This window comes from Niastella sp., from assembly GCF_045805085.1.
Classification (GTDB): Bacteria; Bacteroidota; Bacteroidia; order Chitinophagales; family Chitinophagaceae; genus Niastella.
In genome coordinates, this window is record NZ_JBJMLX010000051.1 from 1 (window position 1) to 10,909 (window position 10,909).

The 10,909-nt window shown below is 45.4% G+C and carries 11 protein-coding genes; 7 read left to right on the plus strand and 4 right to left on the minus strand.

What is annotated here, in order from left to right:
* Positions 1-777, plus strand: a 777-nt coding sequence (locus tag ACJ751_RS02185; RefSeq protein WP_407743736.1) for a phospholipase D-like domain-containing protein, incomplete at its 5' end; no start/stop codon positions are given.
* A gap of 45 nt (positions 778-822) precedes the next feature.
* On the opposite strand, the gene ACJ751_RS02190 is transcribed toward ACJ751_RS02185, so the two are convergent.
* Positions 823-1,830, minus strand: coding sequence for a metal-dependent hydrolase (locus ACJ751_RS02190; protein ID WP_407743737.1), 1,008 nt, complete (start codon positions 1,828-1,830; stop codon positions 823-825).
* Between the two features lie 436 nt (positions 1,831-2,266).
* Here ACJ751_RS02190 and ACJ751_RS02195 point away from each other — a divergent pair, with 436 nt between their 5' ends.
* The 3 genes from ACJ751_RS02195 to ACJ751_RS02205 all read left to right on the plus strand — a co-directional run bounded on the left by ACJ751_RS02195 (position 2,267) and on the right by ACJ751_RS02205 (position 6,005).
* Complete coding sequence (locus ACJ751_RS02195) at positions 2,267-3,583, plus strand: gluconate:H+ symporter (RefSeq protein WP_407743738.1); 1,317 nt, start codon at positions 2,267-2,269, stop codon at positions 3,581-3,583.
* Positions 3,584-3,730: 147 nt separating this feature from the next.
* The gene (locus ACJ751_RS02200) at positions 3,731-4,840 is read left to right on the plus strand and encodes a D-TA family PLP-dependent enzyme (RefSeq protein WP_407743739.1); all 1,110 of its coding nucleotides are present in this window, start codon (positions 3,731-3,733) and stop codon (positions 4,838-4,840) included.
* Between the two features lie 100 nt (positions 4,841-4,940).
* Positions 4,941-6,005, plus strand: coding sequence for an oxidoreductase (locus ACJ751_RS02205; RefSeq protein ID WP_407743740.1), 1,065 nt, complete (start codon positions 4,941-4,943; stop codon positions 6,003-6,005).
* Between the two features lie 23 nt (positions 6,006-6,028).
* Here ACJ751_RS02205 and ACJ751_RS02210 read toward each other — a convergent pair whose 3' ends face one another.
* The 3 genes from ACJ751_RS02210 to ACJ751_RS02220 form a co-directional block, all read right to left on the minus strand.
* Positions 6,029-6,505 carry a cupin domain-containing protein gene (locus tag ACJ751_RS02210; protein ID WP_407743741.1) on the minus strand — a complete coding sequence of 159 codons (477 nt, stop codon included), beginning with the start codon at positions 6,503-6,505 and terminating at the stop codon, positions 6,029-6,031.
* A 115-nt stretch (positions 6,506-6,620) separates the two neighbouring features.
* Positions 6,621-6,998, minus strand: a complete 378-nt coding sequence (locus ACJ751_RS02215) for a hypothetical protein (RefSeq protein WP_407743742.1) — start codon at positions 6,996-6,998, stop codon at positions 6,621-6,623.
* A gap of 67 nt (positions 6,999-7,065) precedes the next feature.
* Entirely contained in the window at positions 7,066-8,052 is a 987-nt protein-coding gene (locus ACJ751_RS02220; RefSeq protein WP_407743743.1) for an acyl transferase, read from the minus strand.
* A gap of 50 nt (positions 8,053-8,102) precedes the next feature.
* Here ACJ751_RS02220 and ACJ751_RS02225 point away from each other — a divergent pair, with 50 nt between their 5' ends.
* The 3 genes from ACJ751_RS02225 to ACJ751_RS02235 all read left to right on the plus strand — a co-directional run bounded on the left by ACJ751_RS02225 (position 8,103) and on the right by ACJ751_RS02235 (position 10,627).
* A complete protein-coding gene (locus ACJ751_RS02225) occupies positions 8,103-8,567 on the plus strand; it encodes a hypothetical protein (protein ID WP_407743744.1) in 465 nt (154 codons plus the stop codon).
* 24 nt (positions 8,568-8,591) lie between these two features.
* Positions 8,592-9,434, plus strand: a complete 843-nt coding sequence (locus ACJ751_RS02230) for a hypothetical protein (protein WP_407743745.1) — start codon at positions 8,592-8,594, stop codon at positions 9,432-9,434.
* Between the two features lie 68 nt (positions 9,435-9,502).
* Positions 9,503-10,627, plus strand: a complete 1,125-nt coding sequence (locus tag ACJ751_RS02235; RefSeq protein WP_407743746.1) for a M42 family metallopeptidase — start codon at positions 9,503-9,505, stop codon at positions 10,625-10,627.
* The last annotated feature ends 282 nt before the right edge of the window (positions 10,628-10,909 follow it).

A 10,909-nucleotide genomic window follows, 5' to 3' on the forward strand; every position in this document is an offset into this window, starting at 1 on the left:
ATCAATATCAGCAACCGCTACAATGATACCGAGGATGAACCGGCCTGGCTCGATTGGGCCTTGTACATGGAAGGACCCGCTGCCGGCGCCCTGTTTAAAATTTGTACTGATGTGTGGGCAAGGCCGGGCCAAATGATGTTCAAAAAATTGCTGCGAAACAATTTACCAGGTCTCCCGTTCACAGGCCATACGCCGCTTCGCATTCGCCGCAATGATTGGGTAAAAAGCAAGAACCAGATCTCACGCAGTTATATCGACATGTTGAAGAAGGCTACTTCGAACGTGATTATTATGTCGGGGTATTTTTTACCAGGCTCCATCATCAGGCATCACCTGTCACGAGCCGCCAAACGCAATATAAACATCCAGGTTATTGTGGCGGGCAAATCGGATGTGCCGCTGGCCAAACATGCCGAACGCTATATGTATCGCTGGCTGTTGAAGCGTAACATCAGATTGTATGAATATACCAAAGCCGTATTGCATGGTAAAATGGCCACCCGCGATAAAAAATGGGTAACCATTGGCAGTTACAATATAAACGACATCAGCGCCTACGCCAGTGTGGAACTGAATATAGATGTCAATGATGCGGATTTTGCCACCCAGGTGCAGGAAAAGCTGGAAGCCGTTATCAAAAACGATTGCGTGCTTGTAACGGTTGAGGAGTACAACAAAAAGTACAACTTCATTCAGCGGTTTATTCAATTCTGCTCCTACTGGCTGGTGCGGGTCATGGTTTACATATTTACTTTCTATTTTAAACAAAGCAAGTGATTAAATACATGTTTCGGGTTACAACGATCCCGTACTTACAATCAACTACTCTCCTTTTATACGATGAAGCATCGACTTAAACACCGCTTTATCCCAATTAGCGAAGCGCCCGCGTTGCACCACCATATTATTGCCATAGGGCCGTTGCAGGTAGTAATGAAAAACAAAACCCGCCCTTGGCTTGTACCAACCTATCATTTGTCCAAACCTGAGATCGTTGAACATAAGGGAATTTCCCTCTTTCTCAATGGTATAATAGCCCTGGGAGAAAATAAACAGGTCCTTCAGTTCGTCCAGGTCTTTCACGGGGTTTAATAAGGAATCGTTGCGGGGGAAATAAGTGAAGTCAATATCAGGTTTTGTATCGAACACCGACCGGTAGCCGATGTGATAGCCTTTATCGTCTTCGAGCACCACATACCACAACAGGTTGTTCAGGGGTGTAGGTGTGGTAAAATGGCGCCGGTAGGTAATATTTTTTTGGCCCGCCACCCGTTTAACCGCAGCCTCTACAATCGATTTGTTGACCACATCAATAATGAGATAGAAAACACACCAGCCAATGGCAATGGCCGCCCAGCGTTTTCTTTTGTGATCTGTTCTCATAAACAGCAGGGCGATGGTAACCGCCAATGGGAAAATAGTAAACAGCGGATCGGCCACAAACATGGCATGCAGGCAAAACCGCTGATGCGAGAAAGGTTCCAGCAAACCGGTTCCATAGGCATTAAAACAATCAAGCGTCAAATGCGTCATTAGCTCTGTGGCAAAAAACCAAAGCCAGGTAGTAAAAGCTATATTATGCGGTCGTCGCCACTTATCGGCCAACCAGGCCAGCAGCGGCGTAACGATTAGCAGGAATAAAAAGGAATGGGTAATGCCCCGGTGGGCGATCAGATCGCGGGTAGTAGGCAACCAGAAAGAAGCAACAAAATCAATATCGGGCAGGCTTTGCGCCACCGCGCCCAGTAACAAAGCCCGCTTGCCGGCCTTCTTCCCAATAAACACTTCGCCAATACAAGCACCTAAAACTATATGCGTAAGTGAATCCATAGTGGCAAGTTAATTATAAAGTTGATCAGTTGACCAGTTGATCAGTTAACCAGTTGACCAGTTAACGGGTTAACAAGTTGACACGTTGACAAGTTAACAGGTTAACAGGTTGACAGGTTAATAGGGTTAATAGGGTTGATATAGTTAATAAGGTTAATAAGGTGGCTATTTAAAAAAGAATGCCCGTTCGTGGTTGCTGCGACAAATTGCGGACTAGGGATTTCACGTTTGCAGTTTCACGTTTCACGACTCAAGGTTGCCGCGTCGCGGCCCTTTGCTTGCCCGCCGAAGCTTTAGCGTAGGAGGGCCTTTTGCCCTCTGCCCTTTGCCTTTCATAATTAACCAAAAGAATGCTATATTAGTAGCAGGGGGAAATACAACCACGAGTTGGGGAATTTCGTATACCCGGTACCATTACTTGCCATATCAAAATATCATGACGACATTACTTATTGTATTTACCTGTATCATTGCACTGGTGTTGCTTATATCCTGGGCTAAATTCAATCCATTTTTAGCCTTTCTCCTTGTATCTATAGCTGCGGGCCTATGGCTCGGCATTCCATTAAACAAGATCACCACATCTGTACAAAAAGGCATTGGCGATACGCTGGGTTCGCTGGCGGTGATCATTGGCCTGGGGGCCATGTTGGGAAAACTGGTGGCAGAAAGCGGCGCCGCCCAAAAGATCACCCAGGTGCTCATGCGCACTTTTGGGCAGAAACATCTGCAATGGGCATTAATGGTAACTGGTTTTGTGGTGGGCATTCCCCTGTATTATAATGTGGGTTTTGTATTAATGGTGCCCCTGATCTTTTCGGTAGTATACCAGTATAAATTGCCGGCCGTATATATTGGGTTGCCCATGCTGGCCGCTTTATCGGTAACTCATGGCTTTTTACCGCCCCACCCCTCGCCCACAGCATTGGTATCACAGTTAAAAGCCAATATGGGGCTCACTTTGTTGTATGGTATTATGCTGGCTGTGCCTGCCATCATTGTGGCCGGACCACTTTTTTCAAGAACCCTGAAGCATATTCGCAGTGAACCCCTGCAAACGTTTCAACCCCGGGTGATCCCCGCTGAACAATTACCACATTCCGCCAATAGTTTTTTAACCGCGTTACTTCCCGTGATCCTGCTGACGGTTACTACTATTGTTCCGCTGGTGATGCGGTTATCTGGTTCTGCGAAGGAGGTAAATGATTTTATCAGCGACCCCGTGATCGTGATGCTGCTGTCGCTGCTGGTAGCCACTTTTACCCTGGGCATTCATACCGGCCGTCCTATAAAAGCCATTATGGATATTTATGGCGATGCCATTAAAGATGTGGCGCTGATCTTACTGGTAGTAGCTGGTGCGGGCGTACTGAAACAGGTCTTTACCGATAGTGGCGTTAGCACTACCATTGCCGAAAGCATAAAGGGCTGGCCTGTGCATCCGCTGATACTGGGCTGGCTGATAGCCGCTGTTATTCGCATTTGTGTTGGTTCAGCCACCGTAGCCGGACTCACCGCTGCCGGTATCATCGGGCCCATTATTCCGCAAATGCAGGTTAATGCCAACCTGATGGTGCTGTCTATAGGCGCCGGCAGTTTGTTCTTCTCCCATGTAAATGATTCCGGCTTCTGGATGTATAAAGAATATTTCAACCTCAGCATTCGAGATACCATCCGCTCCTGGTCAATGATGGAGACCATTGTTTCTGTAATGGGACTCATCGGGGTTTTGATCCTTGACATTTTTGTGTAACCAGGGAACCTGCTAAAGTCATTACCTTTGATCGTGAATCGTCAATCGTGAATCGTGAATGGGTCGCGAATTTTGAGATTAATTTCTAATCTTGCACCGCCTGAAATTTTTTGCCGATTGCCGATTGCCGATTACAAACAACAAACAATGCAAGCAAACTGGTATCAGATCCAAAACATTGATGAATTGGACACTCCTGCCCTGGTAATATTTCCTGAACGGGTAAAAACAAACATCACTACCCTGAAGGCCATGATCGATGATCCGCAACGGTTGCGCCCGCATGCCAAGACCCATAAAACAAAAGAAGCCACACAACTGATGCTGGCCGCCGGCATCACCAAATATAAATGCGCTACCATTGCTGAAGCGGAAATGCTGGGCATGTGCGGCGCGCCTGATGTGGTGTTGGCCTATCAACCCATTGGTCCCAAAGTGCAACGCTTTGTTAAGGTAACGCAACAATATCCCAACACGCATTTTAGTTGCCTGGTCGACAATATCCCCAGCGCCGAAACCATTGCGAATGCTTTTGCGACGGTGGGCGCTACCATTTCTGTATATATCGATTTAAATATCGGGCAGAACCGCACGGGCATTGTACCGGGTGAAAAAGCCATTGAACTGTATGAATATTGTACAAAGGCAAAAGGCTTATCAATTGCCGGGTTGCACGCATATGACGGTCATACCCGCGGTACGCTGGAAGAACGCACTGCCCAGAGTAATGAAGCCTACGCCAAAGTGGAAGACATGTTACAGGCGTTGAGATCGATGGGCTATACCAAGGTGAAAGTTATCGCCGGCGGATCGCCCAGCTTTCCCATTCACGCCAAACGGGGAACGGTGGAATGCAGCCCCGGTACATTTATTTTCTGGGACAAAAGCTATCTCGATCAATGCACCGAGCAACCTTTTCAAATTGCCGCCATCGTGGTAACCCGCGTGATTTCGTTGCCTAATGATATCCATATTTGTGTTGACCTGGGCCACAAATCAATTGCGGCTGAAAATGAGATCACCAAACGGGTTTTCTTCTTAAATGCCCCGCAGTTAAAAGCAGTCTCCCATAGTGAAGAGCACCTGGTTTTGCAGGCGGGTGAAGGCCATTCCTTTAAACCGGGCGATGTGTTGTACGGAGTTCCTATTCATATTTGTCCAACCGTTGCTTTGCATGAACGGGGATATACAGTTGAAAATGGGAAACTCACCGGGGAATGGAAGATAGTTGCCAGGGATAGGAAAATCAGTTTATAGTTGAACGTTTTAAGTTCAAAGTTTCAGGTTCGTAAGTTATTTAGGTTATTGAGTTTGTTAGTTTAACCAATCACACTTTTATCAAAAAAAATCATTCGCAATGATCAAAGTTGGTTTAGTAGGCTTCGGCATTTCTGCCAGGGTCTTTCATGCACCTTTTATTACCACCAATAACAACTATCAACTGGTTAGTGTGGTAGAACGGCATAAGCAGGAGTCAAAAGAATTATATCCTTTTGTGCAGGTGGTGAAGACGTTTGACGAACTGCTACAGAACGAGGAGATTGACCTGGTGGTGATCACCACGCCTAATGAAACGCATTTCCCCTATGCCAAGGCGGCACTGGAAGCGGGCAAACATGTGGTGCTGGAAAAACCCGTTACCAATACTTCCAAAGAGGCGATGGAATTAATAGAGATCGCCAATAGCAACAGCGTGGTGTTGAGTGTTTATCAGAACCGCCGCTATGTGAGCGATTTTCTTACCATTCGCGAAATTCTCGATAAACAACTGCTGGGCGAGGTACATACGTTTGAAGGGCATTACGACCGCTATCGTGCTGAAGCCCGGCCACAAGCCTGGCGCGAACATGCGTTACCAGGCAGCGGTATCCTGTACGACCTGGGTCCTCACCTGCTTGACCAGGTATTGTATTTATTTGGGATGCCCCACACCATAACAGCCGATATACGCAGGCAACGCCCACATGCCAAAGTGGATGATTACTTTGACCTGCGGCTCGATTATGGCTTTTTAAAAGTGATGCTGCAAGCCGGGATGCTGGTGCGTGAACCGGGTCCGCGCTATTTGATCCACGGAACAAAAGGTTCATTTGTAAAATCGGGTGAAGACCCCCAGGAGGCTTTGTTACGTGCCGGCGCCTTACCGGTTGGGGACGACTGGGGAAAAGAACCTGAAGCGATCTATGGCATGCTGCATACAGAAGTAAATGGAAAACTGGTTCGCGAGCGCTATCCTTCTTACAAAGGTGATTATGCCGCTTATTATAAAAACCTGTATGAGAGCCTGGTGAACGATAAACCGGTGCAGGAAAGAATTGCGCATGGCTATAATACCATCCGCCTGATAGAGCTGGCTTTTGAAAGCCATCAAAGTAAATGCACCCTCCCCTGTACAGAGTTAATACCGGTTGAATACAGGTAGTGCACTTCGACTTCGCTCAGGGTCTATTCAAACTTCAGGGGCGGGCCAACTATTTCCATGCCATGAATACGGTATAACCGTTCAAAATCACGCAGGGTGCCATCGGGTAACTGGCTGGCCTGTTGAAAAAATTCATCTATAGTGCCGGCCGGTTGGTACACCACAAGCATTCTGGCATTGGCATCGTTTATTTTAGCAAAGGTGTGCGGTATTTGCCGGGGCGCAAAGATGGAATCGCCGGCTTTGGCGTTAAAGATATCGTCCCCGATCTTAAAAATGAATTCACCCTCCAAAATATAGAACCATTCATCCTGCGTGTAGTGAAAATGAAAAGGCGGACCGCCTTTAGTCATTTTGGTAGTATCAAACACACACAAACCATCCCTGCTGTCGGTGGCTGATACTTTACATTCAAAAGTGCCACCCAGAAAAGTGAGCGTTTCATTGAAGCGATCCTGACCGGCATCAATTTTAAAGCCGTGCTTAGCTTTGATCTCCATGACTTTTTGGTTAAAAGGGTTGTTACTGAAGTTACAAAAATTACTCCAGACTTCCCGTAAAAACAAAAGGCCTCCCGACTCATCGGAAGACCCTTTATCAATCATTAAAACAATATTATTTCCCTACTACAGACATCTCATTGATGTCGAATTTTACGGTGGGTGGCGCATCGAACATCATGCATGTGATACAATCATTCGCTTTTGGCGGACTAAGCTTAAACTTAATAGTTGCGCCTGCTTTTACACCCGACGGTAATTTGCAGGGGTTACTGGCAGCAAACACATTATCGTATTGAACGTTGTTGTTCGATTGGTCCTTCCAGCCATCTTCGCCAATGGAATTATTATTCAACACCTGTACAACATAGCTGGCGCAGGAAATTCTGATCACCTTGCCTTGTAAATACTCATCGGGTTTTTGCGACTTGTTACACTTGGATGATAAAGCCGGCATGGTGGCTGCCAATGCAAAAAATACTAATAACTTCATATCGGTTTCCTTTTGGTAATTGACTACTAACGTACCTATATCGTTGCACAAGAGCCTGTTAAATTATCTATATACCAGCTATTAATAAATTACATCCCCTGATGTCACTGGTATCAACACGGCCCAGCACTTCAAAACTTCCATCTTCCTGTACGGTACCTACATCATCTGTGGCAATAAATGCACAGGAATACAGGTTGGCCAGGTCAATTATATTGATTACCCCGCTGCCGGCTACCCGAACATCGAGCGGGTCATCATCCTGCCGCACCAGTACTTTCATCCAGGGCGGGCAATCAAACAATCCATGCCCGTATGAATAAGCCTGTGAGAGCAGTTCGGTCATCCCGTATTCTGAATGGATCAACGGGGTTTTAAAGGCCGTACTAAGGATGGCATGCACCTCCTGCCGGGTCATTTCGCGGCGGCGGCCCTTCATACCCCCGGTTTCCATCACAATAGTATGCTTCAATGGCATGGGGAATTGCTCCGCAAAATCGAGCAGGCCAAAGGTAACGCCGATTAGTAAGGTTTTTTGTCCCTGCTTTTCCAGCTCCTGTAACACTGCTGCCAGCTTTTCATGTTCGTATAAATAAAAACCGCTTTGCGCATGACCGCTGAGTTTGATCATTTCATTCACCATCACCACCAGCGATGAGTTCTGTCGCTCCAGATAGGCAGGTAACAGCCCTATCACGCACCAATCCTGTACAGGTCCGTAAAATTGCTCCCAGGCCTGTAAAAAACTACGGTGGTAAATACCCATATCCTTTACATAATGGCGGCTGTTGATGGTTTGGGTAGTGCCACTGCTCTCAAAAACGGCTTCCGGCTCAAAAACGGTGGTTTTTATGTCGGCCGTTTTAAAGAAACGGATGGGCAAAAAGGGGATCTGGTCTATTGACCGCACATTTGACCCAACTATCGACAGCGCCTTTACGTATTGCTGATAAATAGCATTATTATTGTACTGGAATTGGAATACTTCGAGCGCCAGTTGTTCAAAATCAACTGGTTCAAGTGAAAAAATTTTATCTTCTATTTCACAAATCATAAATTTATTGCAGACTTTAGGCTTTAAATTTGTCACGACAATAACAACATATGCAAAAGCTTGTTTTATATAGCACCCTTTCTTTAATACTGTTTGCCGCTTGCAGCAAAGATAAGTTCCAGGACAAACCTACCATTACAATAAAATCAGTTAATCCTAGCCAGGTTTCGGTTTTGAGCGGAAGTTCTTCTGAAATATTAATGGAGTTTACCGACAAGCAGGGCGACCTGGATTCGGTTTTTTTGTATAAAGAACGGCTTAATTCAGTTGTTAAAACAGTATTGAACCCTATATTACCTTACGGAATTCCAGATTTCCCCAAAAAGACGAAAGGGGAATTAAAAGTAACCTTATTTAATACAGATCTTAATGCCTGCGCTGATCCCCGCAGCCAGCCGGATGCGCCCAATGGCAAGGAACCAGACACTATTATTTTGCATATTGTAGTGAAAGACAGAGCTGGAAATTTTAGTGATACGGCCACTACCGGACAACTTGTTATAGAAAGGTCTTAACTTGCGGGATTCAGTGTTTGCAGGATGTTGAAATATTTATTCGATCTGTTTCTGTTCACCAGTTTGTTTATTGCCGGTTGTGCTTTGATGATGGTAATTCAAACCAATCAATTACTACACCTGCAGTACAACCATATTGCCTACCTGGTATTTGTATTTTTTTCTACGCTTTGCAGTTATAATTTCCATTGGTACCTGAGCGGCGATGCCACCAGTGAAAATGTGCGCATCCGCTGGACGGAGCATCATAAAACGCTGCACCTTGTACTTATTTCTTTAGGCGCCCTTGTATCGGTATGGTACTTCTTTCAATTTATTGAACACTGGATCTGGCTGGCCGGCGCCGTATTGCTGACCTTCCTGTATTCAGCCCCCAAACTACAATATGGCCCCTTTGCCTGGCTCAGCCGGATAGCCGTAGGCAAAACACTGTTCCTGGCCTTTGTATGGATGTACGTAACCACTTTTTTACCCATTGCCATCGACAACCATCACTGGAATATGGCTACGGTCTTGTTCTGCACCAGCCGTTTTATGCTCATCTATGCCATTTGCATTATTTTCGATTACCGCGACCGCGATTATGATAAACTATCGGGTATCCGCAGCATGATCACCTATTTTAACGAGCAGGGCATCAATAACCTGTTTGCTGCATCACTGGCGGGGTTTGCCATCAGCACCTGTGCTTTATATTTCTATGAACTTTCGGCCCTTACTATTGTTCTGCTGCTTATTCCCGGCGTTATAACCGCCGTGCTGTACCCGGTAGCCAAAAAGAACTTCAGCGATTACCTGTACTACTTTGTTTTGGATGGATTGATGATGTTTTCGTCACTATTAACGATATTCATCCCAAATAAGTAGTTTTGCCCAATTAAATCAATTTTTTTATCAATATATAGAACACGATTTTATCTTTTAATACAGTAATTATGGCTAAAAGTAAAACGACCGCTTCCGCTTCTGCAAGTACTTACACATTGACCGATAAGGCATTTAACTTTCTCAAAACTTATATAAACAATCCGTCTCCTGTTGGTTTTGAAAGCAGCGGACAGAAATTATGGTTAGACTATGTTTCCCCGCTGGTTGATACCACTTTTGTTGACCCTTATGGTACAGCTGTAGGCGTTATCAATCCTAAAGCAGAATTTAAAGTGGTGATAGAGGCCCATGCCGATGAGATCAGCTGGTTTGTAAACTACATCACTCCCGAAGGATTGATATACCTGAAACGCAATGGCGGTGTTGACCATGTGATCGCTCCGGGACAACGCGTATTTATTCATGGGAAGAAAGGACCGGTGAAAGCTGTTTTTGGCTGGCCGGCTATTCATACCCGCTTACATAATCCCGATGCCAAAGATCCTTCACCCAAGGTAGAGAACCTGTTCCTTGACAGTGGCGCCCGCAATAAAAAAGAAGTAGACGACCTGGGTATTCATATTGGCGCGGTTGTTACCTACCAGGATGGTTTTGACGAGCTTGCCAATGATTACTATATCGGCCGCGCCTTCGATAACCGCGTGGGTGGTTTTATGATCGCTGAAGTAGCCCGTTTACTGAAAGAAAATAAAAAGCAGTTACCATACGGCTTGTACGTTGTAAACGCTGTACAGGAAGAAATTGGTTTGCGTGGGGCAGAAATGATCGCCCGCAGAATAAAACCCAACGTAGCCATCATTACCGATGTTACGCACGATACCTATACGCCCATGATCAATAAGATCATTGAAGGTGATGTAGCCTGCGGCAAAGGCCCCTCACTGGCTTACGGACCGGCAGTACACAATAAACTGCTGAGTGTGGTACAGGATGTGGCAGAAAAGAACAGTATTCCGGTTCAGTTGCGCACCGTTTCGCGCAGCACCGGCACCGACACCGATTCCTTTGCCTATGCCAATGACGGCTGCCCATCGGTACTGATCTCTATACCATTGCGCTATATGCACACAACGGTTGAAATGCTGCATAAGAGCGACATAGAGCAAACCATTCGCTTAATGTACGAAACATTATTGACGCTGACGCCCAAAACAAACTTAAGCTATCTGTAAAAATAAGCTGCCATGCGCTCAGGCAGCTCTGGGAAAAATACTATTCAGGTTGAAAAAACGTTTTATTAGATCGAGAAAATTAAATATTTTTTTTCGTTCTGATATCTTTTTTACTTTTATTCCCAAATTTTAAAAGTGTTAGCCAACATCTTTTTGATGTATATAGATCCGGGCAGTGGCAGTTACCTTATTCAGGTAATTATTGCCGCTATATTAGGAGCATTGTTCTACTTTAAAAATATATGGTGGAAGGTAAAGGCTTTCTTCTGGAAGCCTAAAAAA